Genomic DNA, 22898 nt, shown 5'->3' with positions numbered 1-22898 from the left:
TCACCAATGTCGATTATGTTTGTGCAACTAACTCAGTAGACTCCTGTACAGCGAAATATAAAGCCAATGGATTTTCAACACGCCTTGTTTTTTTGTTTCGCTGACCTTTGGTTTACTTTTGACCCGCCCGCATGCGGGTCTTTTTTTTGCAAAAAAAACAGCCGGCTGATTGTGGCTTAAAACGCCACACTGCGTTTCTATATACGTCATTTATTACTACGCAAACACCGCCCATACTTCCAACACTTACTCAAACGTTTAGTACCAAGCCTGTTAAGTATCAATGCGAGTGCACCAATCGCATGAGCATTAAACACATTTAATTATGCTGGAGCGTCGGATGCCTTTTTTGGAAGCTGAAGCTTTTTACCTCATCAACACAAGTAGCGTTAGGTATCGCCCTATCCACCGTGCGTTCGCCTGCGATATTTGGGTTCAAGGCGGCGTAAGCGACGTTGATAGTGCCTGCAATACGTCCTCTACCCGCTACCAATGGCCGAGCAATAAGCACTCCAACTTTTCAGCGCAACAACACGACGTAGGATCACAGGCCAAACGCCCTACTGATTCAACTTCTGAATTTAAATCACCTCAGGAAATAACATCATGACGTCACTCATCGGCAAGCGGGCACTGGTCACAGGTGCAAGTCGCGGTATCGGAAAAGCCATTGCTCTAGCCCTGGCTGCTCAAGGTGCAGATGTTGCAATTACTTATGAACGGTCACAGGAAAAGGCTGAAGATCTGGTTAAACAACTCAAGGCCAGCGGTCGTAACGCGTTCGCCTTGCAGGCAGATAGTTCAGACCCAGAAGCCGTGAGAAATTCGGTTAATCAAGCGGCTGAGGCGTTAGGTGGTCTGGACATACTCGTCAACAACGCAGGGATTTTTCAATATGGACCACTGGATGACCTAGAACTCGACGCTCTGAATTCGATCATCAACGTCAACATTAGATCTGTCGTCCTTGCCAGCCAAGCTGCACTGGCTCATTTACCCGACGGTGGCCACATCATCAACCTAGGGAGTGTCTTGGCAGAACGCGTACCGATGGCAAACCTGAGCATTTACTCAATGAGTAAAGCAGCATTGATTGCACTGACCAAAGGGCTGGCAAGAGATCTCGGCCCACGGGGCATTACCGTCAACATTGTGCATCCTGGCCCTACCGATACCGACATGAATCCCGCCGCAGGCGACAGTGCCGACTCCATGCGTAAAGACATCGCCTTGGGGCATTACGGAAAGGCTGAAGATGTGGCCGCCATGGTGACCTTCCTCTGCGGACCGGACGCACGACACATTACTGGCGCTGGCTTCGCCGTTGATGGCGGTTACAGCGCGTAGCGCAACGAACACGCGCCTGTCGGTTCTATTACGAGGGCGCGACCCGCTATTGGCTCCTACTTTATTCCTCAGCCCCATTGCACGCCGCGCGCGTCGCAGGAGTTCCTGTGTCCGGACTAACAGTCGCTGAAAAGACTAGTCACAACCTACCACCTGCCGTTTTCGTCCTGACGTTAGGCGTCTTCGTCCTAGGCACGTGCGAATTTATGATGATGGGTTTGTTGCCGAACATGGCTTCCGAACTGGGTGTTTCAATTCCAATGGCCAGTTGGGTAGTGACCGCGTATGCCCTCGGCATTGCCATCGGTGGTCCTATCATGACGGTGATGACAAGTAAGCTCTCGCGTAAAAGTGCGTTAATCGTTTTGATGGGGCTGTTCGTGATCGGCAATGTTATGTGTGCTTTTGCGGCAACCTACAGTTCCGTTATAACAGCCCGTGTTCTCACTTCGCTCGGTCAAGGCGCTTTTTTTGGCGTCGGCGCCGTTATGGTCGCGAGCCTTGTTCCTGAACATCGAAAAGCGTCCGCAATCGCAGCCATGTTTTTGGGCCTGACTCTCGCCACCGTGGCCGGAGTTCCCTTAGGAACAGCTCTCGGCAATTGGGAGGGCTGGCGAACACCATTCTGGGTTATCGCCGGGTTGGGAGTGGTGTCGTTGATGGGGCTGATATTTATGATTCCAACTCGCACCGACGATATCAAACCTAACTTTAAAACCGAACTTAGTGCTCTTAAAGACAGGCGTATATGGGCAGCACTGGCAACGACGATTTTACTGACCGCCTGCGCGTTCCCGTTGTTCACTTATATTGTGCCTATGTTGCAGGGACTATTAGCGCTGTCCCCTGCGGGGGTAACAAGTAGCCTATTTATAGTCGGCATTGGAATGACCATTGGCAATTACCTTGGAGGTCGACTGGCTGACTGGAACGTCAACCGAGCACTCATTGTTATCGCCATTGCAATCGCAGTAGTGTCACTGGCGCTATGCTGGACGAGCACGCACTTGATTCCAGCTCAGATCAATTGGTTTCTTTGGGGAATAGTCACATTTGCAGCCATTCCAGCGTCACAGGTCAGTGTCATGCGTTTCGGCGCCGGTGCACCTAATCTGGTGTCTACGCTGAACATATCCGCATTTAATGTCGGGGTCGCACTGGGCGCGTGGATCGGCGGCCTAGTGTTGTCATGGGGTTATTCACTTATCGCAATTCCTCTAACGGCGGCAGTCGTCGCCTTGGTGGCAAGTCTTGCCGCAATTATTTGTGTACGAGTCTGGCGAAAGGTTTGAACTTCACAGTTTCATATCTTCTATGAAACGCTTTGTCCAAGGTGTATTACTCTTGCTCCCAGCGCGACTCAAAACAGTTAAGGCAGCCGTTTCTCCATGGGCTGATAGACCAGACCGGAGAACTCTCCCACTTGCCCTGAGAGGACGAATCCGTAGCTTTCGTAAGCGGCTACTGAAGACAACGATGCCCTGACCGTTAATACCTCAGCTCTAGCGTGCTCCAGTACCGCGTTCATCAAGTGCATGCCGATGCCCTTACGCTGCGCGTCGGGTGCGACGAACAACATCGCCACGTGACGCCCTTCCTTAAGCTCGATCAATCCGTTTATTGCGCCATCCGAGGCATGGACCAGTATCAGGTTGTCGCCCTGCATGCGGTCGGCAAACGCTTGCACCGCTGCCACCTTGGAGAAGGTTTCCACACCTTGATCTGAAAGCGAAGGCGCAACCGCCAGCAGGAATGCGTCCATGCACAAGGCACTGGCGCGAGGCAGATCATCGAGGGTCAGTTGGCGTATCGGCATAGGCAATCGTCCGTGTCTGTAATCAATATGAACCGTAGTCAGGCTCGTTCTTACACAATTATTGCGGGCGTTAAATAGGATCGAAGCAGTGGATGGCACCGTCTAACAATATCTACGCCCTCACTTTTTGCTTATGCACTCTGCTGGCTAGAAATTCTCAAGACTGACTTTTATGCCAGCACGGCCCGCCAATTCAGTGATTTCTTCCAGCCGATCAGCGTTAACGATGAAGCCATCGTAATTGTCACCTCCTGAATCAAGGTGCAGGTAACGCTTGCCTGACCGAGACAACCACTGATCGAAGTCGTTGAGCAGTTCTGGCATAGACGAGAAGTCATTACGTGCATAGACGTAGGGCTCTTTCAAGCCAGTAGCGCTCACCAGATAGGGCACTTGATACTCAAATACGTCATAACCTTTCCAGTCCACGCTAAGGAGGACGAGGTGTTCAAGTTTTTGCCCCCTTGAGTCATTCAACAACCCTTCAGTAAGGGCACTGGCAGGGTCATCTCCCATCGAGTATCGGCGCATTACGCGCCGGACAAGTCTGGCGCCTTCCTTTTCCGGAACGACCGCCATCAACGCTTGGGCAAAAGACTCGAGCGCTTTTTTCTGAGCAGGATCGAGTCGCACGGGCCGCAGCTCTTTCATGATTGCTGAAGCGCTGAGGTTGGTCTCCTCAGGTGGAGGCATGGTAAAGCGCCCACCAAATAACCGATCTAAAAAGCCCATGCCACTCCTTGGAATGCCTAGAGGAAGACCCGCAACGTGCTGTCTTCCATTTTGGATAGAGGTCGAGCTTACTGTCGGTGAATGAAGTTTGTCGACCAACTGCTTTGCCCAAGCGGGCATCAATCGACCGAGCCACAATCACCGAGGCTACGGCCCCTGCGTTGTTCGGGTTGCCATTGCTTGTTCCTGCACGTCCTTGTGATAACGTGCCCAACGGTTCACTTTGCAGTGTTTGCGCCTATGCCTTTTGCCGACAATCTTCTCGCCTTTACCTTTGCCGCCACGCTGTTGACGCTGACACCGGGGCTCGATACGGCATTGGTCCTAAGAACGGCGACTGTTGAAGGTAAACAACAGGCGTTACGTGCTGCGCTGGGGATTAACGCGGGCTGCTTGCTGTGGGGCGCGGCCGTGGCATTTGGCCTGGGCGCTTTGATTGCGGTGTCGGAGTTGGCCTTTAACCTGTTGAAGTACTGCGGCGCGGCCTATCTGGCCTGGTTGGGTCTGAACATGCTTATGCGCCCACGGACTTCGCTGTCTGCGGTTGAAACAGGCGGTAAACCCAACGCTAACTGGTTTCTGAAGGGCATGCTGGGGAACCTGCTTAACCCCAAGATCGGTATTTTCTACGTCTCCTTCCTGCCACAGTTCATTCCCCAAGGCCAACCACTGATTGCTTGGACCTTTGGCTTGGTCAGCATTCACGTACTGATAGGTTTGATATGGGCTGCGGCGCTGATTGGGGCTACACAACCCCTTGCGGGTATTCTGCGGCGCGAGAAAGTGATCACGTGGATGGACCGCACTACTGGCGTGATTTTTCTGCTGTTCGCTGTTCGGCTGGCCATCAGTAAACGTTGAGCGCCCAATCAACCCGCGATTAGATTGACACTCTCCTTATAGGGAAAATTGCCAACATGACCCCCCTCTTCTTGGGCAGTTGCCTTTGCGGTGCTGTCAAATACCAAACATCAACACGGCCTGAGGTCATTTCTCACTGCCATTGCGGCCAGTGTCGCAAAAGCCACGGGGCCGCCTTTGCCAGCTATGGCAATGTGTTGCGCAAGGAGCTTGAGCTGACGCACGGTGCAGACAGCCTTAAGTCGTTCTCCTCTTCGGAGTCGGTGCTGCGTCAGTTTTGCGGTGAGTGCGGCTCATCGTTGTTTTGGTCGTCGGGCCAAGGAAAATACGCCGACTGGATCTCAATCGCTTTGGGTACCCTGGACACACCTCTCACCTGCGACAAACAAAAGCACATTTATGTTTCATCGAAGGCTGTGTGGCATGAGGTCACCGATGCTTGGCCGCAACATCCGTGACGGCATCGAATTTAAACAGCAGGCCATGACTCATAGCGATCCGCAGAAAAGGCGCTGGCAATGTTGCTGAGCCAGGTGAGGCGCTTAAGGCAGACACCACGGCGGTGATGGTGATCGAACATCCTTGAATGACCGGGTATGGGTCCACGCTGTGGGCTGCCCATAGACGCAACAATGGAGAGTGGCATGACGAAAGATTCAGGCAAGAAAGTCGTGGTCATAGGCGCGGGTATCGTGGGTGCGTCTTTGGCGTATCACCTGGCTGTCAAAGGCGCGAATGTCACCTTGATTGAAGCGTGCGAGATAGCGTCAGGCGTGACGGCCACCTCGTTTGCATGGATCAACACCACACACCGCGAACCTGACCCAATTGCAGCGTTGCGCGGCGAGGCCATAAAGGAATACCGCCGTCTCGAAGCGCAGTTACCTGAGCTGAAAATACGCTGGACCGGTGCCTTGTCATATGGCTCGTCGTTGCCGAGCGCCTCGGACAATCAGAGTTCGACAAACCTAGTGTCACGATCACAGATTCTTGACCTTGAACCGAACCTCAAGAACCCCCCGATGCAGGCGTTGTATGTCGCCGAAGAAGGCGCATTAGACGCCGTTGCAGCCACTCATGCACTGGTCGCAGGAGCCCGGTTGAATGGGGCAACCGTGCTCACTCAAACCCAGGTTCTCGGCTTTATAACCCATAGTAAAAAGGTCACGGGTGTCGAAACCTCAACGGGCGTGATCGATGCCGATAGTGTCGTTCTAGCGGCCGGCACAGGCACCGCAAAGTTGACCGACATGCTGGGCGTGACCCTGCCCATTGAAGCCTCCCCTGCCATTTTCATCCGTTACACATCACAACCCAAGTTGGTGCACACACTCATTTCCAATGCACACATGGAAATAAGACAAGGTTGTGACACTACGTTGTTGGCAGCAGAGGACTATGTGGACGATGCCGAGGAGAATCAGCCCGCTGCAATAGCACTGCGCACTGCCAAGGCAATCCACAGCGAACTCAGCGGCGTCGTTTCCATTGAGCCGGAGCTTGCATGTATTGGCCTCAGGCCCATCCCGGCCGATGGCATTCCGATCATCGGGTATCTGCCAAACGTCAGCGGCGTATACGTGTGCGCAATGCACCCAGGCGTTGCCTTGGCGGCGATAGTGGGCCGCCTTGCCAGCGAGGAAATCAGCGACGACAAGACGTTTGAAGCGCTTGCGCCCTGTCGTCCTGGCCGATTCTTCCCAGCGTAGGGTACTGGTGCAACTGTTCCTCTTGCACGATGCGTGGGGCTATCGAGGTGTCGGTTGAAGGGATTTGGGTGGCGCAGATCAGCAACCGCTCAATGCCACCTGTCGACGTTCGCCCGCAAAGAAAAACGGCCGTAGACGTACACCCACGCTATTGCCGAGAAATGCAGCGATCAGCCACACCCAGCCATGCACACTGCCCGAGGCAATGCCGCTGAAGTACGCGCCAATGTTGCAGCCGTACGCCAAACGCGATCCATAGCCGAGCAGCAAACCGCCGATGACCGCTGCAACCAACGAGCGGAGCGGGATTTTCAGGCTCGGAGCAAAACGCCCAGCCAAGCCTGCCGCCAAGAGCGCGCCAAGAATGATGCCGATGTCCATGACGCTGGTGATGTCTTCCCACACGGGTGCCGCCAGTGCCTTGGCATTGCCTGGCACCTGCCAGAACGCCCAACTGCTGACATCCGCCCCTAGTCCGCTCAGAGCCTTAGCGCCCCACAGCGCAAACGCTGAGGTAATGCCCCATGGCCGGCCGGCCAGCGCTAGCGTGGCGTAGTTGAGCAAGGCCAAGCCAATCGCCCCCCCTACCAATGGCCAAGGTCCGCGCAAGAAACGCCGCAAGCCTTGGTGCTCGCTGGTCACACTCTCTTCAAGTTGACCATGACGGGCTTTTTCCAGTCGCACCGTCAACACAGCAATGATCCCGAACACCGCCAGGCTCAAAAGCAATGCAGGAACGACGCCGAAGCTTTTAACGATAGAAGTGGCCGGAAAGGAAGGCAGCGCAAACCACCAGTCAACGTGATGGGTCGCAATCACTGAACCACAGATAAAGAAGAACAACGTCACGAGCATGCGTGCATTACCGCCGCCCACTGTGAACAGCGTGCCCGATGCGCAGCCGCCACCCAATTGCATGCCGATGCCGAAAATGAATGCCCCGAATACCACCGAAATACCGACCGGTGCCACCAGCCCGACCACTGGCTGGCCAAACAACGTACCCGCACCCAACGCCGGAAAAAACAACACCACAGCCACCGCCAGCATGACCATTTGTGCCCGCAAACCAGCGCCGCGCCGATCATTGATGAACACCCGCCACGCCGAGGTAAATCCGAAAGCAGCGTGATAAAGCGTTAGGCCCAATGCCGCGCCCACGACCAGCAACACCACTTGGCGTGTACCAACGGTGCTTTGCAGGAAACCTGCACCCAGTAATAGCAAGACAAAAGCCACCAGCGGCGCAAATGGCTTGCGCGCGGATGTCATAGAAAGAGAACGGCTCATGAAGAATCTCGGTTCCTGTGATTTCGATTAACGCTCAAGACGCCGAGTATAAGTGATGAGCCTCTCCTTCAGTGCGTGCCGGGCTCGGCGGTCAGCTTGACGCCAACACTGACCAGCACCCCGCCGTTTACTGTCATGGCTACGCGCTCAGGGTTGAATTGACGTGCTAGCGGAGATTTTTGCCGCGCGTCCCTAACTATCTCCTGCGTCATTCGTTTGAAGAACTTAGGACTTCATAAAAATGATAAGGAGCCGGCTGCAATGTTTGCGCCCATTACCCGTTCCATGACACTCACCCTCGGTCTTTTCGCAGGGACTACCAGCTCATACTCACTGGCAGATACTGAGCCGCTGGATGATGCAGATACAAAAACGTCTGCCATGGAACTCGCCAGCACCCGCGTCAGCGCCCAAGGTCTGGGCTCGACGACTGAAAACACCGGGGCCTACACCACCGGTTCAACCAACACTGCGACGAAACTCAACTTGAGCATTCGCGAAACCCCGCAGTCGATTTCTGTGGTTACCCGCCAGGAAATGGATGACTTCAACCTCAATACACTCACTGAGGCCATGCGCCACACCACCGGGGTGGTCGTGCAGCATAACGACTCGGACCGGGTCGGGTACTCCTCACGCGGTTACACCATCAGTAACTTCCAGATTGACGGGATGCTCAACACCTTCAGCTTTATGAAGTCTGATGCTGACACCATCATTTACGACCGCATTGAAGTGGTACGCGGCGCCACGGGCCTGACCACCGGCGCAGGTGATCCTTCGGGCACAATCAACATGATCCGCAAACGCCCCACCCACGAGCTCGCAGCCACAGTCGGAGTCAGTGGCGGCAGCTACGATGACTATTACAGCTATGTCGATGTGGGGGGGCCGCTGGCCTTTGAAGGCCGTTTGCGTGGCCGCACCGTACTGGCGTACCGCGACAGTCAATCGTTTCGCGATAACTACTCGCTCAAGCGTGAAGTGGCCTACGGCATTCTGGAAGCCGATTTAACCGACGACACCACCGTAGCGGTCGGTTACGACTATCAGGACAAACAGGTGCAAGGCTCCTCGTGGGGCACAACGCCTTATTGGACCGGTAGCGGCGAAAAAGCCAAGCTGGGGCGCTCAACCAACTGGGCCACACCCTGGAGTTCGTGGCCGATGAAGGACAAAACCGCGTTTGTGACACTCGACCAACAACTGGTCGAAAACTGGCGCCTGAAAGCCGCGTATACCCACCGCACCAGTGACTCCGACGGCACGGTGTACTACGCCGGCGGCGGCTTCCCCAACCCCGATGGTAGCGGCATGTCGGCCTACAGCAGTCACTTTACCGGCGACGAAACCATGACCGCTGTCGACGTCAACGTCTCGGGCACGTATCCCTTGTTTGGGCGTGAACATGAGTTGATGGTCGGTTACGGTGAAGCCAAGAATGACAACACCTCGCTCCTGATGACCAATCTGAACCCGGCGGACTATGACACTGTGCCGGACTGGCGTGACATGAGCACAATTCCCAAGTACCAAGACCGCGATTCCGGTATTGAAGGCAGCCACAACGTCATCAAGCAGAAATCCGGCTACCTGGCCACGCGCTTAAACCTGACAGATGAGTGGCATGCAGTGCTTGGCACACGTTATGGCAGTTGGAAAAGCGCTAAAGCCAGCAACGAGTTCGACGAAGATTCGCCAGGGGGCGTGCACTATCAAAAGGTCACCCAAACCCACAACGATATGCTTACGCCCTACGCGGGCGTGCTCTATGACTTCACCGAAAATCTGACCGCTTACGTCAGTTACACCGACATTTTCAAACCCTCAAACTCTGAAAGCGCGAGCGGCTCGTACCTTGAGCCGGTGGTGGGCAGTAACTATGAACTGGGGCTCAAAGGCAGTTTCTTACAAGAGCGCCTGAACTTGTCGAGCGCCGTGTTCTGGAGCAAGCAGGACAACGTGCCGGAAATCGACGACTCGGTGCCACGCGGCCCCAACGGCGAGCAATATTACAAGTCCGGCGGCAAGGGCAACAAAATCAAAGGGTTTGAAGTTGAGTTGGCCGGTGAAGTCATGCGCGACTGGAACATGATGGCGGGCTACACCTACACCCACTCGCGCAACGCCGCCGGTAAACGCATGAACACCGCATCACCCTTGAACTTGGTCAAGGTATCAACCACCTACCGTCTGCCGGGGGAATGGAATGCCATGACCGTTGGCGCTGCCGTCAACTGGCAAAGCGACATCTACCGCGCGGCCTATCGCCCGACTGGCGGGAAAGACAGCAATGGCTATCCGGTCACCTTCAAGGAAAACATTACTCAGAAGTCCTATACCCTCGTCGACCTGATGGCGCGGTACCAGTTTGACCCGCACGTCTCGGCATCAGTGAACGTCAAAAACGTGTTGGATCAGAAGTACTACGAAAACGTTGGTTTTTACAACGGCGTGTTCTGGGGCGAGCCAAGGACCTTGAGCTTGGGCCTTGAGTGGAAGTTATAAGCCCATCGCTCTATAGGCTACATCCTCTGTAGACGCGAGATTGTTCGCGATCTTTTGATCGTTAAAAGATCGTGAGCAAACTCGCACTTCAAAAGTCGTTTTCGCGTAGGTGAACACACCGCCGCACCGTCGCTAACATGGCTTGATCTGCCCCATAACCCGGCCACTCACGGGGTTACTGACAGCGCCTCCGAACGCACAGAGGACGATGGTATAGGGCCATAACTCGCGGGACTGAACGTTCGGGTCAGTACCAACATCGACACAACACCAACCATCAGCACCCACCACGCACTGACGAAACTGCCCGTGAGCTCACGCAGCCAACCGGTCAACCACGGCGACACAGCATTGATCAGAAACCCCACGCCTTGCACAAAGGCCGCCAGTTGCCCAGCCTGTTGCGGTTCGCGGCAATGATCCAGGGTCAGTATCAGGCTCAAGGCAAAGCAAGCACCTAGGCCGAAACCAATTAATGCGACCCACACGTGTGGCGTTTCAAGCGGCCACAGTACCAGGCCAAGAAACCCGACCGCCTGGGCACCAAGGCTTATTGCCAAAAACGGACGCCGATCGATGCTACGTTGTGCCAACGCTGGCATCAGCAATGCTGCAATCACCTGAAAAATGGTCATAAAGGCCAGTAGCGAGCCACTTTGCGTCGCACTCCAGTTCATCTGCAGGTAATACGCCGGTAGCCAAGCAACCATGCTCATGTAGCCGCAATTCACGAGCCCAAAGTACAAGGCCAGCAGCCAAGCCCGGCGGTTACGCCACGGGTGTGCGGATGGCCCATCGACGCGTCGGACAACGCCTGCGAACGGCAATCGCCACCACAGCAACAGCGCTGCCAGTGCCGGCAATAACCAGACCCCAAGCCCGGCTTGCCAATGGCTGAAGTGCCCGGCCACTAACGGGCTAAGTAAGGCAGCCAAACCTCCACCGCCCATCAGCGACGCTGAATACACGCCCAAAGCCAAGGCCACTTTGTGCTGGAACTGACGTTTGATCAGCGCTGGGACCAATGCCTGGATCAATGCAACACCGGCCCCACCCAACAAAGCGGTTACCAATAGCGCCTCGGCCTGATGCCCCAGCAAACGCCACAAGCAAGCACCGAGAATCATCAACAAACCCAGGGCCACACCCCGTCGCTCACCCAGACGCGCTTCAATGCGAACGCCGAGCAAGGCCACAAAGCCCATGCAAATCACTGGCAGGCTGGTCAACCAGGCGCTGCTTTGAAAGCTCATGCCCGTGTCGCCGCGAATCTCCATCAATAGCGGACTGATGGAACTGAGGATCGGCCGCAGATTAAGCCCCAAAGCAATGATCAACGCCCAACTGGCCAAGCTGCGCAGACGTGACTTAGCGGGGTGCATGGCGAGCCTGCCAATGGCGGTAGATTTCAGCCATCGCTGGCTGCGGCAAATGCTGCACGGGCATCGACTGCTCGCTTAATGGCAACGCCATTTGTCGATAGATGGCCTCGGTCGACAAACCAAACGTTTCGCCCAGCGCGTTTGCCGCGCCATACACCGCCCGCGAGACGCCGCACAGGTGCATGGCTGCCAGGCACATGGGGCAAGGCTGACCGCTGGCGTAGATCACGCAGCCTTCCAGGCGCGTACCCAAACGCTGACTGGCGAGGCGGATAGTCAGCAACTCCGCATGAGCGGTAGGGTCCTGAGTGAGATGAATTTCGTTAACCGCCTCAGCGATTATTAGGTCGTCCTTGACCAGTACCGCGCCAAAAGGCCTACCACCGGCTGCAACATTGTTGTCAGCCAGCTCAACGGCACGTTGCAAGTAATGTTGATCGTTGTGCATGAAGACTCCTTGCGGGTTAATCACTGCGCGCCAGCGTCACGCAGCAGTGTTGCGATAGCGTTCTGGCCACGGGTTTGCGCCTGATACAAAGGGCTGCGGCCATTGCTGTCCGGCAGGTTCAGGTCTGCCCCGGCGTGGATGAGTTGGCCAACGATCTGCTGATGCGCCAGGCCATCCTCCGAAAGCACGATGGCTTCCATCAAGCAGGTCCAGCCCAAGCGATTGACGTGATTAAGATCAACGCCGGCCTCAATCAGCAGCCGCACAGTCTCGACATGGCCACGTTCACATGCCGGAATCAGCGCAGTACCACCGTAACGGTTGGTGCTCTTCAAGTCCGCACCATGGGCCAGCGTCAGCTTAAGGATCTGGTTATAGCCACTGGCGCCAGCCAACAGGTAGGGGCTGTCTTGCATCAAGTTTTTCTGATTGACGTCCGCTCCCGCCTCCACTAACGCTTGGGCGATCTCGACCTTGTTCTGCCGGGTAGCCAACAGCAGCGCACTGCTGCCATCCAGCCCTTGGGCGCGGAGGTCTGCCCCTTCTGCGATTAGGTGTTGCACGCTAGACAGCTCACCGTCGCGTACCGCGGTCAGCAAACTCTTTTCGCTCGCTTTTACACCACCCATCATCAGCACTCCCATCAACAAAAGCCCGGTTTCCAAAAGACCAGATTTAAACGTCAAGTTACCCATGGTTATTTACTCTCTGCACACGTTCTGTCTGTACATCCCATGAAGAACGAGTATGGTCAGCCCATTAACTATTATGAAATTAAATATAACCATGCTAACCAGTGGAAGTCTGAATGGTGACGTTGATGTTTGATCCAGTGCTGTTGCGCAGTTTTGTCGCCGTTGTGGACTGCGCCAACTTCACCCGGGCAGCCCAGCGGCTTCACCTCACTCAGTCCACGGTCAGCCAGCAAATACGCCGGCTGGAAGACAGCCTTGGCTGCAAGCTGCTTGACCGCGAACAGCGCCAGGTGATCGCCACAGCCGAAGGCGAACAATTGTTGGTGTATGCGAGACGTATTTTGGCGCTGCAAGAGGAGGCCCGAGAGGTGCTACTCAACCAGCAAAGTGCAGGTGTCTTGCGTCTCGGCGTGCCCGAGGACTTTGCCGCAGAACGTATGATGCCCTTGCTTTCGCACTTCGGTCTGGAACATCCGGGCGTACGCCTGGAAGTCACTAGCGGTTTGGGGCCTGAGTTGATGCGGTGCTATCGGCGGGGCGAGTTCGACCTGCTATTGGTCAAGCAAATGGGTCGCAGCGATGATTGCCTGGCCTGTTGGCCAGAACCGTTGTGCTGGGTGGACAGCCGTTCTCAGCCGGCGCTGGGACGCGATCCGTTGCCATTGGTGGCGTTTCCGGTGGGAGGCCTGTACCGCAATGAAATGCTGCATCACCTGGAGGTGGGCGGCTGGCACTGGCGTATCGGGTACTCCAGCGCCAGCCTTGCCAGTGTCTGCTCGGCAGTGGCGGCAGGCCTGGGCATCAGTTTGCTACCACGTCGGGTAATCAGCGCCGATCACCAGGTGCTGGACGCCAGCAGCGGCTTGCCGGATATCCAAGGTATTTTTCTGGCGCTCTATGGTCACAGCGGGCTCAGTCACGCAGGCCAGTTGCTGCAAGAGCATTTGCTCCACTTATGTGAAGCACTTGCACATACCGACTGACCCAGTCAGCTCGCCACGGAGCGCAGCCTTTTGATCTGGTACATATCGACATCCGCATGGCTGAGCAGCGTGTCGGCATCCACACCATCTGCGGGATAACACGCCACGCCAATACTACACGACGGCATTTTGATCCCTTCGAACTCAGCGCCCAGCGGCTCAGCCATGACCGAGAGTATCTGTTCCACTTTGCGGGACGCGTCGTCCCTCGACTGAATATCGCTTAACAACACTGTAAATTCATCGCCGCCTATGCGAGCTACCGTGTCAGTTGCCCTGACGCAACCTTCGAGCCTTCGTGCAATGACACAGAGCACGTGATCGCCTGCCGCATGCCCATAAACATCATTGATCAGCTTGAAGTCATTGAGGTCCAGAAACAGCAACGCAAACGTGAGCTTGCCACGGCGCGCCGCTCGCAGGGCCATGCTAAGTCGATCATTGAACAGCAAGCGGTTAGTCAGCCCCGTCAGCGCGTCATGGTGTGCGAGAAATTCTAATTCTTCTTCGGCTTTTCTCAGGGCTGTCACATCGCGAGCCACGCCGATGCGTGCACCGATTTCCTCAGACCAAAAAGCAGCCCACAGAATGTGCACTACCCCGCCATCCTTGCGGATATATCGGTTGCGAAAATCAATATGCGGTTGACCATTCATGACCCGGATAATCGAGGCTCGCGTACCCGCCTGGTCTTCGGTATGCATGTAGTCGGTGATCGTTGTTCCGATCAGTTCTTCGGCACGGTAGCCGAGCAGCGTTTCACAAGCATTGCTCACGAATACAATCTGATTGTCTCTGTCGACCACGAAAACTGTGTCCAGCATTAGATGGATCAGTCTGGGGTAAAGCGCTTGTAGGTCAACAGCCATAAGTCTGAGAGTCCGGTTTTTTGAGTTTAATCATAGCCCGGTAACGGTCACTGGATTTAGAGCCGTTCATCGCAAATCACTGTCAACTTACTGCCCGGTTCAATCCAACTGATAAAAAGAAGGAAATCACCCAGCAGTGATGACGACTCGACCGTGCGGATCAATGTAGTAGGTTTTAAATGTGCGGAGAAAGCAAGCATGGGCGAGCGCCCCGCGAAGCGTGGTCGAGGTCATCAAAACTAATGAGTACTGGACGTCACACAGAACGTCTACGTGCTCGCGTCAGCCATAAAAGCTCATAACCATAGTTAGATAAAGCACTTGGATTAAAACTTGGTTCCCTGACAGACCATCAGTTGACTATTAACCTTGCTATACAACCTGCGCGTATCGACTGACTGCACAGAGGGTGTTTCGGAATAGTCCACTTGAATGGCATCAAGCTTCGCCTTGGTTTCAACCATTTGCACAATACAACGGTTCAAACTGTCTGACGATATAGGTTGAGTAACCGAAACATCGACTAGCCCCGAACGACGAGCCTCCAGCATATTCTTGATCGCTTCTATTTTTTCACGCGCTACTTTTTCTTTATCCACCTCGCAACCGGCCAACATCAGCACGGACACCACACCCACTACGTAATATTTGATCAATTAAGTGCCCCTTGATTCATTGAGGGAAGCAATCTTCATTGTGTGTAACGTTTGTGGCCCAATCATCTATGGCTGCTTGCTAGGTACTAAGCGATCTCCGACTCCATTGATACGAAGCCTGCTACGAATCGCCAACGCCCTAAATCGTGGCTGAGTCACGCCTGTACTGACTCAAGATGAAGCACATGCATGACACTTTTGCGTTGCCTAACATGAAACATTGCTGGCACTGCTCGCGCTCGTTAACCGGGCAGTCAACATTTGCAAAGCACGTGCCATTTAGGCTTTGCCTCAACCTGAACGCAGGGTTGAGGCCTGTTGATCAGCTTTCAGAAGAAACCGTCGCTTCAGCGCTGGATTCAGCTGCCAGCTTCAAGCGGTCCGCCTTGCAGATGTACTTGGTCTTACTTTTCGGGGCTAATTTAGCACTGGCTTTTTTGGCATGGGCTTTTAATAACTGCTGTATTTTTTTACGACGATTCATTTTTTTTCACTCAATTTGTAAGCGCCGGAATCATATCAGTTTCAGGATCGAGCCCGTCCCCTATGGAGCGCATTACGTTCACAGCCTATTCCTGGCTTGTCCACACGGCCAATTCATAACCATCAGGATCAATAAAGTGGAACCGACTTCCGCCTGGAAACGAAAAGGTCTCGCGGCTGATAACGGCACCCAGCGCCTTAAGGCGCAATTGAGTGGCATCGAGATCATCCGAATACAAAATGATTAAAGGCCCGCCCGGCCGTACAGGCTCGCCGGTCGTGAAACCTCCCGTGAGCCGACCATCACTGAACTCGGTATAGGTGGGGCCGTAGTCGACGAATGTCCAACCAAACGCACCAGCATAAAAGGCTTTGCTGCGTTCTATATCACCGACATTGAACTCAATATTGTCGATCTGCCGATCGTTAGCTCTGACGCTCATAAATGCCTCCTGACGGATTTAAGAGGCAAATCATAGCGTGTGAGCCATTAAATTCCCGCCCCCCTTCAGGCTTTTTATCGCTGCAATGGCCGGTGGGAGGCACCGATGCGCGTAGAGGATCATTGACTCTGCAAAATGCTTGCTTACGTTACTATTCGCCATCGCTCGCAAGCCTTAAGCGTTGTAACTCATAGGGTTACCTCCCACAGTGACTTGGCTAATCAGCATTAATCGTTAACAGAGCGGCACTCGCTTAATGGCAATAAGGAACTGCAGTTGAACGAACACACATTGTCCATGCGCTTGGAGCGCGTGGCGGCACACATACCAGCCGGTGCGCGGCTGGCCGATATCGGCTCAGATCACGGCTATCTGCCGGTGGCATTGATGCGCCGTGGTGCCATTTCTGGCGCAGTGGCTGGCGAAGTTGCATTAACGCCTTTTCGTGCCGCACAACGCACAGTGCTCGAGAACGACTTGGAGCAAGAAATCACCGTGCGTTTGGCCTGTGGCCTGACGGCGATTGAGCCGGAAGACGGGATCACGGCGATCAGCCTATGCGGTATGGGCGGCGAGACCATTCGCGACATTCTCGACAGCGGCAAAACGCACCTGAGCGGTAAGGAACGCCTGATTCTGCAACCCAATGGCGGCGAACAGCCTTTACGCCAATGGTTGATGGAACACAACTACCGCATCGTCCTCGAAGAAATCCTCCAAGAAAACCGTTTCTACTACGAAATCATCGTTGCCGAGCATGCCGAGCCAGTGAAATACAGCCCCGAAGAACTGTATTTCGGCCCCCTGCAAATGCAAGCGCGCACCTCAGTGTTCTTGGCCAAATGGCAGCGGATCCTGCGCGAGAAACAGAAAACCTTGAGCCAGCTCGCCCGAGCCCGGCAAACCGTGCCCGAAGAGAAGGTGCAAGACATCACGCTGCAAGCACGCTGGATCACCGAGTTGCTGGCTTAACGATTAACCGTCCTTCAATCCAGATCAGACGCCTGATGCCGTTCAGCAACTTGACTGGCCTCGTCCCCCCAAGTCCGGTTGACTCGCTGCCCGCGCATGACCGCAGGCCGCTTAGCTATGTCCTCGGCCCAACGTTGCAAATGGGTGTATTCGTGGGCCGAAAGGAACTCAGCAGCCGAATACACATTGTTGCGCACCAATTGGCCGTACCAAGGCCAGACAGCAATATCGGCAATGGTATAGCTGTCACCGGCCAGATAAGGGCTTTGCGCAAGACGGCGATCAAGGACATCCAGCTGACGCTTGGCCTCCATGGTGAAGCGATTGATCGGGTATTCAAGTTTCTCTGGCGCGTACGCATAGAAATGCCCGAAGCCACCGCCCAGATAAGGGGCCGCTCCCATTTGCCAGAACAGCCAGTTCAGCGTCTCGGTGCGCCCTGCCAGATCGGTGGGAATAAAAGCCCCGAATTTCTCCGCGAGGTAAAGCAGGATTGAACCTGACTCAAACACCCGAATAGCGGGTTCAGCGCTACGATCCAGCAATGCCGGGATTTTGGAGTTCGGGTTGATGTCGACAAAACCGCTGGAAAATTGATCACCCTCGCTGATACGGATCAACCACGCATCGTACTCGGCGCCCGTGTGCCCCAGCGCCAGCAACTCCTCAAGCAGAATCGTCACCTTCACCCCATTGGGCGTGGCCAGCGAATAGAGTTGCAGCGGATGCTCGCCGACTGGCAGTTCCTGGTCATGCGTAGGCCCGGCAATTGGGCGATTGATACTTGCAAAATGGCCGCCAGACGGAGATTCGCTGGTCCAGACTTTGGGCGGAACATAAGGGGTTTTACTCAAGAGACGGACCTCATCGGTTGTGTGCTGAGATGACCAGCACCCTTATAGATACTGGGCGCGATACCGACAGCACACCACAGTGCGCTACTGAATGCCACAGGCGCGTCGTCAGATGCCCACGTGTCACAGATGATCCGTTCTGATAACGCAACGCATCGACCAGCACTTAAATCAGCCACCCCGCCTGCACATGCGGTGTGATCACTGCGCGAGGTCCAAGCAATGCGGATGGCCAGGAACAGTGAATGAGCTATCGTGTGGCGCTGCCGAGCCGTTCAACATTCAAAGGAAGCCGATGCTCAGTTCACTCATATCAAATGGTCAGCCGCAAACGCCAGCCCCCTTGGAAGTGATGGTCCCTTGGTGGAGTTTTACCAAAACAGTCTTGGCTGCGACTGCCTTGTCGTTGGTACGTGACGGGCTGATGCGACTGGACGATCCACTACTTGATCAACCTTACACACGCTATGCGGGCACACAGGCTGCGGGCCAGGCAGTGTCATTGCGGTCTATTGTGTGCTCGATGGCGACGCATCAGCGTGCTGTGCTGTTTTTGAAGCGGACGCCCATGAAGGTGCCGTCGAAGCCACGGTTGTCACACAGTTGATGCACGCTCTGCGGCAGGGATTCTGATGAGGTGTTATCTGTGACCGGCTGGAACACTTTTTACGATAAGGCCGAGAGTCGCGGCCCTTCTGTTCTTTTATCGCGAGCAATCAAGCTTGTACACAATCAGACAGGGACTTACCAAGCCGTTGACCTCGGATGTGGTGCAGGCATAGAGGCACAACAGCTTATGCAGTCAGGCTGGGACGTATTGGCCATCGACCATGAGCCTGCCGCCATTGCTCGAACCCTTACGAACTGTTCAGGGCCGCAAGCTGGAACCCTAACCACCTGCCTCTCGAAGTTTGAACAGTTGCCGAAGTTACCAAGATCAAGCCTGATCCATGCTGGGTTGGCGCTCCCTTTTTGTCATCCGACAGGCTTCCAGCACCTCTGGAGCCAGGTGCTGGAGGCTTTGGAGCCTGGTGGCGTGTTCGTCGGCCATTTCTTTGGTCTGCTTCATGGTTGGTCGGCACTGGCACATCTTACGTTCCACACCGAACAGCAGATTCGCGAGATGTGCCAAGGCCTTGAAATCATGCTTCTGCGTGAGACGCAAACATCCACTGCTGCCCAGCCTGCCCCACTCAACTGGCACCGTTTTGACCTGATCGCTCGTAGGCCTTCACACCCATAGCGCGCATTCCCGTAAGGAATAGTTGTAATGCCTTGGCCCTGACTACTGCTGCGCTCTGCGATGAGGAATCCTTATCAGGCGATTAACGCCATGCGCCTTAAAATCTCGGCGCTCTAAGGAACTGATAATGACCCTTCAAGAAAAACTCGATGCATTTAACGCTGACTTCGTAGCCGGCAAACCACCCTACAATGCTCCCCCCCAAGTTCACGTTGTGATGAAACGTGCAACTGCCGAGCTGATTGCTTGCGGCCAAGCCGAGCGGGCACTGAAGGTCGGCGACAAGGCACCCGCGTTCACGCTGAGCGACCCAGACGGCAAGCCAGTGTCGTCTGTGGAGCTGTTGGCGAAAGGCCCGCTGATTATTAGCTTCTATCGGGGGGTGTGGTGTCCGTATTGCAACATGGAGCTGCAAGCACTCGAAGCGGCGTTGCCAGCGTTCGGTGATCTGGGTGCCAGCCTGGTTGCCATTTCGCCACAAAATAACGTCAACAGCCGTAAGTCTGTACGCGAGAACAAGCTGACGTTCCCGATTCTTTCCGACACCCTGAGCGACGTTGCCAACGCGTTCGGCCTGCGCTTTGCCTTACCCGACTATTTGGTTGACCTGTATAAATCCTTCGGTAACGACCTGCCCAGCTTTAACAATGACCCTGCGTGGGTGCTGCCAATGCCGGCACGTTTTGTCATTGGTCAAGACGGGGTAATCATCTATGCGGAAGTCAATCCTGACTACACCCAACGCCCAGACCCGTCTGAGTTGCTTCCCGCACTACGTGGCTGAAGTATTAGAGACCGAAGCCTGGGTTTTCATCAGTTGCTCGACGAAGTCGACAAATGCGCGAGCCTTAGCGCTCGCCATTCGCCCGGTCGGAAAGATGGCCCACAAGTCCAGCCCCGGGAGCGTCCAATCCTGTAGAACCTTCACCACGTCACCGCTCGCCAGTTCTGGCGCAAACATCCATTCTGACGAGAGCGTGAGGCTGTAGTTTGACAACACGGCAATGCGAACGCCCTCGGCAGCTGAGACCTTGATACGCCCAGTCACTGTGACCGACTGCTCTGCCCCGGCCTTTTTGAATAACCACGAGGTTCCCCCGCCCCCCAATGTGTAGATCACCGCCTCATGATCGACCAAGTCAGCAGGTGACGCGGGCACGCCGCGTCGTTTGAAATAAGCGGGTGTGCCGATAACACATCGCGGGCAGGTGGCAATTTTCCGTGCGGTCAAACTCGAATCACTGAGGTTGCCCATTCGCAGCGCGACATCGATCCCGTCTTCAATAAGGTTGGTTGAGCGGTCCTCCAATCGCACATCGACATCCAGCAGAGGGTGCTTGTCCAGAAACCCACCCAAGTGGGGAAGAATGTGCAGTCGGGCGAACGTTACCGTGGTCGAGATACGCAATGTTCCTGTCAGACCGGCACCTGCACTGCGAACAACGTGTTCCGCTTCGTTTGCCCCCTCAATGACCTTCCTAGCGTGCTCAAAAAACAGCGTACCCGCCTCGGTCGCCGCTAGCCCACGAGTTGAGCGCGTGAGCAAACGAACAGCCAAACGCTCTTCAAGCTGCGCGATACTTTTAGAAATTGCCGGCTGCCCAACATTCAGGCGCCGGGCAGCCGCAGAAAAAGAACCTGTCTCTACCACGCAGACAAAGGTTTCCATAGCCGCCAGCCGATCCATTTATGTCTCCCCTGAATGCCCAGTAGCACGTCGGTCAGTCTGCCGATATTGACTGAAGAGGTGCAAACATTTATCTCGCCCTTCAGATCTCAGGACAGTGCTGATACTTTGCACGCCGTGAGGGCCAGCTCACATTGGCAAGGTGTCTATGCCTGTTAACTTTCCCCTATCACAGCCTATAAAATAGCGACCCTAGACCCACGGCAACCTACTTAACCGGCACTCAAATAAAAGGACGCTCATTCATGCCAAGCATAGGCTTGATACTGACACCCGGCTTTGCAGACTGGGAATACGCCTTCATAGCGGGCACTGCATCACCGTTTTACGGGATCGAGGTCAGGTTTTTCACGCCGACTTGCGGGCAGCTCCGCTCACAAGGCGGGCTGGCAGTCGAGGTGAATAGCAGTTTGCAACAATGCTTGGAATGGGCACCTGACGTGGTTGTCGTGATCGGCGGCATGATTTGGGAGCGCGAAGACGCACCGGACCTGCAAGACTTTCTTCACACCAGTCGTTCACGTGGGGCGACGATTGCGGGTATTTGCGGCGGGACACTTGCACTGGCAAGAGCCGGTATGTTGGACACAGTGCCTCATACCTCGAATAGCGCTGAATTCTTGCACCTGAATGCGGCGGGATATTCAGGTGGCGCGAATTATATAAACAGCCCTGCCGCAATCGCGGCGGACCGCATCGTCACCGCACCAGGTACTGCCCCTGTTAGTTTCACCTGCGCCGTTTTCGAGAGCACCGGGCTATCAGCCGAAAGCATTTCGCAGTTCCGATCCATGTTGGCGGCGGAACATGGGTAAGCGCTTAAGCCTGTTGCGGCCTTAATCCTTCGAGCTGCCCGCGAAGGATCGCGAGCACGCTCATTGCGACAGGGTTTTTAGCCACGTGCCAAAAGGTATCAATACCTAGGCCAGCTTTCGCTGCAAGCGCTTCAGGTAGTTATTGACGATCAGTTTGTGTGCCGGGCCCACCGGCAGCATGTAAATGCGTCCGTAGGTGTTATGGGTGACAACAGATGAGGTGATGGTAATCACACGGTCACTGATCGACAGGCACGTCATCACATCCAGGTGTCGATCACGCTCGGTCAGCACCAATAGGTCGGGCGCAATGTGCTCAACCAAAAAGAAATCAAGCCGGTCGCCCACCTGCACCCTTTCTCGCCTATTGCCTGCGAACCCGCCGATGCGCCTCACACCAAACAATGAGGAAATCGCATCTCTAATTCGAAAAGCCGCCCGCAAGAGCGGCCCCGTATCCTTGGTCATGATGTTCCAGGCATCAAGGGCAGTAATGTGAGTGGGCAGCAGGACTGACCTGCTGTCGAAGTAATCAAGTTCAGACGGTTCACGCAGCGTCTTCGCAATACGGTTAGTCGTCAACGGTGTCTCCCTTCCTTGGCTCACAGGTGAGTAACAGCAATCACTCTTTCGTCAGTGCGGCATGCACACAAAGCTCTTGATCGATAAACGCACTGATCATCGCTCTGTAAACCCGCTCAACCACCTCGGGCGAGGCCCCAACATCGGTTGCAATCGTGCGTACTTTAGCGATGACTTGTTCGACCCTGGCCGGGGCGCGGACATCGGCCGTGGACTTCTTAAATGCGGCTGCCTGCGTCACCAGTTGTCCGCGCTGGGCGAGTAAGGCCACGATCTCGCGGTCGATGAGATCAATGCGTTGGCGAACGTCGTCGATTGATGTGCACTGCATGTCCATATGATTATTCCTTGGTGAAGTGTGTGACGAATTTCGCATGGATGTTACTCAGCTAATTGCCCTTTGAACACTCGCTGGCCATCACACGTCTTTGTCGACGCGGGTTTGTTCAGGGGTAATCACTCGTCCATCTGCGGCAATTGGTTGCATTAAAGGCAGAGGCTGCTCTGTAGCGGTGTCCAGTAG

Annotated in this window: 25 protein-coding genes and 1 pseudogene; 12 read left to right on the top strand and 14 right to left on the bottom strand. The window is 55.0% G+C overall.

The genetic code is table 11. The annotated features are described in order from the left end of the window. Positions 1–606: 606 nt before the first annotated feature. Together B347_RS0112935 and B347_RS0112930 are read left to right on the top strand one after the other, a co-directional pair. Complete coding sequence (locus B347_RS0112935) at positions 607–1347, top strand: SDR family NAD(P)-dependent oxidoreductase (RefSeq protein WP_019410125.1); 741 nt, start codon at positions 607–609, stop codon at positions 1345–1347. A gap of 107 nt (positions 1348–1454) precedes the next feature. Then, positions 1455–2639 (top strand): MFS transporter, encoded by a 1185-nt coding sequence (locus B347_RS0112930; RefSeq protein WP_019410124.1) that lies wholly within the window; start codon positions 1455–1457, stop codon positions 2637–2639. Positions 2640–2716: 77 nt separating this feature from the next. Here the strand turns inward: B347_RS0112930 and B347_RS0112925 are convergent, their stop codons facing one another. Continuing rightward, a complete protein-coding gene (locus B347_RS0112925; RefSeq protein ID WP_019410123.1) occupies positions 2717–3163 on the bottom strand; it encodes a GNAT family N-acetyltransferase in 447 nt (148 codons plus the stop codon). 147 nt (positions 3164–3310) lie between these two features. Further along, positions 3311–3895, bottom strand: coding sequence for a DUF6630 family protein (locus B347_RS0112920; RefSeq protein ID WP_019410122.1), 585 nt, complete (start codon positions 3893–3895; stop codon positions 3311–3313). Between the two features lie 240 nt (positions 3896–4135). Between B347_RS0112920 and B347_RS0112915 the strand changes: the two genes are divergently transcribed. From B347_RS0112915 to B347_RS0112905, 3 genes are all read left to right on the top strand, one after another. After that, positions 4136–4756 carry a LysE family translocator gene (locus B347_RS0112915; protein ID WP_019410121.1) on the top strand — a complete coding sequence of 207 codons (621 nt, stop codon included), beginning with the start codon at positions 4136–4138 and terminating at the stop codon, positions 4754–4756. Between the two features lie 56 nt (positions 4757–4812). Then, complete coding sequence (locus B347_RS0112910) at positions 4813–5214, top strand: GFA family protein (protein ID WP_019410120.1); 402 nt, start codon at positions 4813–4815, stop codon at positions 5212–5214. A gap of 186 nt (positions 5215–5400) precedes the next feature. Next, positions 5401–6465: an NAD(P)/FAD-dependent oxidoreductase gene (locus B347_RS0112905; protein WP_019410119.1), complete on the top strand. Its 1065-nt coding sequence runs from the start codon at positions 5401–5403 to the stop codon at positions 6463–6465. A 78-nt stretch (positions 6466–6543) separates the two neighbouring features. Here the strand turns inward: B347_RS0112905 and B347_RS0112900 are convergent, their stop codons facing one another. Then, positions 6544–7755 (bottom strand): YeeE/YedE family protein, encoded by a 1212-nt coding sequence (locus B347_RS0112900; protein ID WP_026014159.1) that lies wholly within the window; start codon positions 7753–7755, stop codon positions 6544–6546. A gap of 261 nt (positions 7756–8016) precedes the next feature. Between B347_RS0112900 and B347_RS0112895 the strand changes: the two genes are divergently transcribed. Next, on the top strand, positions 8017–10263 hold the full coding sequence (locus B347_RS0112895) for a TonB-dependent siderophore receptor (RefSeq protein WP_019410117.1): 2247 nt from the start codon (positions 8017–8019) through the stop codon (positions 10261–10263). A gap of 167 nt (positions 10264–10430) precedes the next feature. On the opposite strand, the gene B347_RS0112890 is transcribed toward B347_RS0112895, so the two are convergent. From B347_RS0112890 to B347_RS0112880, 3 genes are read right to left on the bottom strand one after another with little or no spacing between them, the layout of a single operon-like run. Further along, on the bottom strand, positions 10431–11645 hold the full coding sequence (locus tag B347_RS0112890; RefSeq protein WP_019410116.1) for a CynX/NimT family MFS transporter: 1215 nt from the start codon (positions 11643–11645) through the stop codon (positions 10431–10433). Then, a complete protein-coding gene (locus tag B347_RS0112885; RefSeq protein ID WP_019410115.1) occupies positions 11632–12093 on the bottom strand; it encodes a nucleoside deaminase in 462 nt (153 codons plus the stop codon). The genes B347_RS0112890 and B347_RS0112885 overlap by 14 nt, the downstream gene beginning before the upstream one ends. 20 nt (positions 12094–12113) lie before the next feature. Continuing rightward, on the bottom strand, positions 12114–12788 hold the full coding sequence (locus B347_RS0112880) for an ankyrin repeat domain-containing protein (RefSeq protein WP_019410114.1): 675 nt from the start codon (positions 12786–12788) through the stop codon (positions 12114–12116). Positions 12789–12913: 125 nt separating this feature from the next. On the opposite strand from B347_RS0112880, the gene B347_RS0112875 reads away from it, so the two are divergent. After that, positions 12914–13771, top strand: a complete 858-nt coding sequence (locus B347_RS0112875; protein ID WP_033387701.1) for a LysR family transcriptional regulator — start codon at positions 12914–12916, stop codon at positions 13769–13771. A 5-nt stretch (positions 13772–13776) separates the two neighbouring features. Here the strand turns inward: B347_RS0112875 and B347_RS0112870 are convergent, their stop codons facing one another. From B347_RS0112870 to B347_RS0112855, 4 genes are all read right to left on the bottom strand, one after another. Beyond that, a complete protein-coding gene (locus B347_RS0112870; RefSeq protein WP_026014158.1) occupies positions 13777–14640 on the bottom strand; it encodes a sensor domain-containing diguanylate cyclase in 864 nt (287 codons plus the stop codon). A 326-nt stretch (positions 14641–14966) separates the two neighbouring features. After that, positions 14967–15296, bottom strand: a complete 330-nt coding sequence (locus B347_RS0112865) for a hypothetical protein (RefSeq protein WP_019410111.1) — start codon at positions 15294–15296, stop codon at positions 14967–14969. A gap of 322 nt (positions 15297–15618) precedes the next feature. Beyond that, positions 15619–15780 carry a DUF2986 domain-containing protein gene (locus B347_RS25940; protein ID WP_019410110.1) on the bottom strand — a complete coding sequence of 54 codons (162 nt, stop codon included), beginning with the start codon at positions 15778–15780 and terminating at the stop codon, positions 15619–15621. Positions 15781–15865: 85 nt separating this feature from the next. Then, positions 15866–16222, bottom strand: a complete 357-nt coding sequence (locus B347_RS0112855) for a VOC family protein (RefSeq protein WP_019410109.1) — start codon at positions 16220–16222, stop codon at positions 15866–15868. Positions 16223–16498: 276 nt separating this feature from the next. On the opposite strand from B347_RS0112855, the gene B347_RS0112850 reads away from it, so the two are divergent. Further along, positions 16499–17194: a tRNA (adenine(22)-N(1))-methyltransferase gene (locus B347_RS0112850; protein WP_026014157.1), complete on the top strand. Its 696-nt coding sequence runs from the start codon at positions 16499–16501 to the stop codon at positions 17192–17194. Between the two features lie 14 nt (positions 17195–17208). On the opposite strand, the gene yghU is transcribed toward B347_RS0112850, so the two are convergent. Further along, positions 17209–18048 carry a glutathione-dependent disulfide-bond oxidoreductase gene (gene yghU / locus B347_RS0112845; RefSeq protein WP_019410107.1) on the bottom strand — a complete coding sequence of 280 codons (840 nt, stop codon included), beginning with the start codon at positions 18046–18048 and terminating at the stop codon, positions 17209–17211. A 295-nt stretch (positions 18049–18343) separates the two neighbouring features. On the opposite strand from yghU, the pseudogene B347_RS27175 reads away from it, so the two are divergent. The 3 genes and pseudogenes from B347_RS27175 to B347_RS0112830 all read left to right on the top strand — a co-directional run. Beyond that, positions 18344–18511, top strand: a pseudogene (locus B347_RS27175) (serine hydrolase); the annotation flags it as partial. Positions 18512–18694: 183 nt separating this feature from the next. Continuing rightward, positions 18695–19291, top strand: a complete 597-nt coding sequence (locus B347_RS0112835) for a class I SAM-dependent methyltransferase (protein WP_019410105.1) — start codon at positions 18695–18697, stop codon at positions 19289–19291. Positions 19292–19418: 127 nt separating this feature from the next. After that, the gene (locus B347_RS0112830) at positions 19419–20075 is read left to right on the top strand and encodes a peroxiredoxin-like family protein (protein WP_019410104.1); all 657 of its coding nucleotides are present in this window, start codon (positions 19419–19421) and stop codon (positions 20073–20075) included. Here B347_RS0112830 and B347_RS0112825 read toward each other — a convergent pair. Next, positions 20064–20978, bottom strand: coding sequence for a LysR family transcriptional regulator (locus B347_RS0112825; protein WP_019410103.1), 915 nt, complete (start codon positions 20976–20978; stop codon positions 20064–20066). The two genes, B347_RS0112830 and B347_RS0112825, sit on opposite strands and share 12 nt — an antisense overlap. Before the next feature lie 245 nt (positions 20979–21223). Between B347_RS0112825 and B347_RS0112820 the strand changes: the two genes are divergently transcribed. After that, the gene (locus tag B347_RS0112820) at positions 21224–21793 is read left to right on the top strand and encodes a DJ-1/PfpI family protein (protein WP_019410102.1); all 570 of its coding nucleotides are present in this window, start codon (positions 21224–21226) and stop codon (positions 21791–21793) included. A gap of 105 nt (positions 21794–21898) precedes the next feature. Here B347_RS0112820 and B347_RS0112815 read toward each other — a convergent pair whose 3' ends face one another. Together B347_RS0112815 and B347_RS0112810 are read right to left on the bottom strand one after the other, a co-directional pair. Continuing rightward, positions 21899–22375, bottom strand: coding sequence for a DUF2867 domain-containing protein (locus B347_RS0112815; protein WP_026014156.1), 477 nt, complete (start codon positions 22373–22375; stop codon positions 21899–21901). Positions 22376–22415: 40 nt separating this feature from the next. Beyond that, positions 22416–22712, bottom strand: coding sequence for a chorismate mutase (locus B347_RS0112810; protein WP_019410100.1), 297 nt, complete (start codon positions 22710–22712; stop codon positions 22416–22418). Positions 22713–22898: the final 186 nt, after the last annotated feature.

It is taken from the genome of Pseudomonas psychrophila HA-4 (assembly GCF_000282975.1).
GTDB classification, from domain to species: Bacteria; Pseudomonadota; Gammaproteobacteria; order Pseudomonadales; family Pseudomonadaceae; genus Aquipseudomonas; species Aquipseudomonas psychrophila_A.
The sequence above is the reverse complement of the archived record's forward strand: the minus strand, read 5'-3'. Positions and strand labels throughout refer to the sequence as shown.

Excerpts from the sequence above, each read along its gene's own strand:
- B347_RS0112935 (WP_019410125.1), top strand. The coding sequence starts at position 607 with ATGACGTCACTCATCGGCAAGCGGGCACTGGTCACAGGTGCAAGTCGC.
- B347_RS0112925 (WP_019410123.1), bottom strand. The coding sequence starts at position 3,163 with ATGCCGATACGCCAACTGACCCTCGATGATCTGCCTCGCGCCAGTGCC.
- B347_RS0112920 (WP_019410122.1), bottom strand. The coding sequence starts at position 3,895 with ATGGGCTTTTTAGATCGGTTATTTGGTGGGCGCTTTACCATGCCTCCA.
- B347_RS0112915 (WP_019410121.1), top strand. The coding sequence starts at position 4,136 with ATGCCTTTTGCCGACAATCTTCTCGCCTTTACCTTTGCCGCCACGCTG.
- B347_RS0112910 (WP_019410120.1), top strand. The coding sequence starts at position 4,813 with ATGACCCCCCTCTTCTTGGGCAGTTGCCTTTGCGGTGCTGTCAAATAC.
- B347_RS0112905 (WP_019410119.1), top strand. The coding sequence starts at position 5,401 with ATGACGAAAGATTCAGGCAAGAAAGTCGTGGTCATAGGCGCGGGTATC.
- B347_RS0112900 (WP_026014159.1), bottom strand. The coding sequence starts at position 7,755 with ATGAGCCGTTCTCTTTCTATGACATCCGCGCGCAAGCCATTTGCGCCG.
- B347_RS0112895 (WP_019410117.1), top strand. The coding sequence starts at position 8,017 with ATGTTTGCGCCCATTACCCGTTCCATGACACTCACCCTCGGTCTTTTC.
- B347_RS0112890 (WP_019410116.1), bottom strand. The coding sequence starts at position 11,645 with ATGCACCCCGCTAAGTCACGTCTGCGCAGCTTGGCCAGTTGGGCGTTG.
- B347_RS0112885 (WP_019410115.1), bottom strand. The coding sequence starts at position 12,093 with ATGCACAACGATCAACATTACTTGCAACGTGCCGTTGAGCTGGCTGAC.
- B347_RS0112880 (WP_019410114.1), bottom strand. The coding sequence starts at position 12,788 with ATGGGTAACTTGACGTTTAAATCTGGTCTTTTGGAAACCGGGCTTTTG.
- B347_RS0112875 (WP_033387701.1), top strand. The coding sequence starts at position 12,914 with ATGTTTGATCCAGTGCTGTTGCGCAGTTTTGTCGCCGTTGTGGACTGC.
- B347_RS0112870 (WP_026014158.1), bottom strand. The coding sequence starts at position 14,640 with ATGGCTGTTGACCTACAAGCGCTTTACCCCAGACTGATCCATCTAATG.
- B347_RS25940 (WP_019410110.1), bottom strand. The coding sequence starts at position 15,780 with ATGAATCGTCGTAAAAAAATACAGCAGTTATTAAAAGCCCATGCCAAA.
- B347_RS0112855 (WP_019410109.1), bottom strand. The coding sequence starts at position 16,222 with ATGAGCGTCAGAGCTAACGATCGGCAGATCGACAATATTGAGTTCAAT.
- B347_RS0112830 (WP_019410104.1), top strand. The coding sequence starts at position 19,419 with ATGACCCTTCAAGAAAAACTCGATGCATTTAACGCTGACTTCGTAGCC.
- B347_RS0112825 (WP_019410103.1), bottom strand. The coding sequence starts at position 20,978 with ATGGATCGGCTGGCGGCTATGGAAACCTTTGTCTGCGTGGTAGAGACA.
- B347_RS0112820 (WP_019410102.1), top strand. The coding sequence starts at position 21,224 with ATGCCAAGCATAGGCTTGATACTGACACCCGGCTTTGCAGACTGGGAA.
- B347_RS0112810 (WP_019410100.1), bottom strand. The coding sequence starts at position 22,712 with ATGGACATGCAGTGCACATCAATCGACGACGTTCGCCAACGCATTGAT.